We start from the raw sequence: 1,199 nt of genomic DNA, 5'->3' as shown, positions 1-1,199 counted from the left end.
AGATTCGTGCGCAGGTGGGGAACTTCGCCAATCTGTCGCTGCCAAATTTGATTCTGGGCAATGATGGTGCCGCTGCTGGTTTGCAGCATGAGGGGCAGCGGTAGATGATCCAGCACCTGCACGAGGAGGGCGGTGGGGGACGGGTCAACGGGAATCGGCCAGGCTGGCGACTCGGGGGGCCTGGTGCTGGCCGCTGGCTGCAGGGCGATAAACCGCCAAAATTCTGTTTGGTTGAGTAACCCTAAATAGCATCCCTCGGGATCGACGATGGCAATGGTGTCTGGCAGGGGAGCGGCCATACCCTGTCGTCCTAGTTCTAGCGCTAACTCGCTATTGGTTACTAAGGGCAGCGATCGCATCAGATCCGGTGGAATACCATAATTGTCTGTATGGCTTGATGGAGGAAATACACCTTGTCGACGCCAAGCTACGGACAGCACATCTAGCGATCGCAGCCATCCTATGGGCTGTTTCTTATGGTTGAGCACCACCACCTGCTCACAGGGATGGTCAACCAGCCAAGTCGCCACGGTAGATAGGGAGTCCGTGGCGAGAATGGTAGGCGCTGATATTAAAAAATTGAGAACGGTGGCGGTTGGCATAGGGATAAAACCGAGCACTCCGAGTTGAGAACTGAGCGGAGAGCTACGTGGGTACAGAATAATGCGATATTCCCAGCAAAACTCCTACCCATAAGACGATGGCGGTAGGTGTAGAACCTATGAAATAGAAGACCGTAGCCACACCTGCCCATGAGCTCGTGCAGGCTGCCTTCTACCTATAGACTAACGCGATAGGCATCATAGCCCGCTAGATAGAAGAATCGTTTTAGAATCTCATCCAATGCTTTGACCTTGTCTTAACACAATTAAATGTTGTTTGCGCTAAGACACAAAAAATAGCGTTGCAAATGACGAGCTTAGACCTCGTGGCACAAGCTGGCCATTACCCGACCTTTTTTCATTGTGTCTTATTTATTCTGCAACGCAACACCCTTTCCCTAAATTGCAGCTATAACTTTATATTTCCACCCGCAGGCTGTCCTTTGCCGCTATGGCTGAGACGTTGGCAGGTGCTAAAGATGTACGGGTAGGGTGTTTGAGGGAGATGAAGGCTGTGGCTGTAGAACGATGGCTGTAGACAATTGGGGGGCGATCGCTCCTTGATGCACCTCCATAACGGTTGAATGTCTCCAGGAT

At 51.8% G+C, this 1,199-nt stretch carries 2 protein-coding genes; both read right to left on the bottom strand.

The genetic code is table 11. From position 1 onward, the window contains the following. On the bottom strand, positions 1 to 602 hold a 602-nt coding region (locus V6D20_20170; protein HEY9818095.1), incomplete at its 3' end, for a hypothetical protein. A 417-nt stretch (positions 603 to 1,019) separates the two neighbouring features. Then, a partial coding sequence (locus V6D20_20165; GenBank protein HEY9818094.1) for a hypothetical protein occupies positions 1,020 to 1,199 on the bottom strand: 180 nt, incomplete at its 5' end.

It is taken from the genome of Candidatus Obscuribacterales bacterium (genome assembly GCA_036703605.1).
Classification (GTDB): Bacteria; Cyanobacteriota; Cyanobacteriia; order RECH01; family RECH01; genus RECH01.
This window is presented reverse-complemented; position numbering and strand designations above follow the sequence as displayed.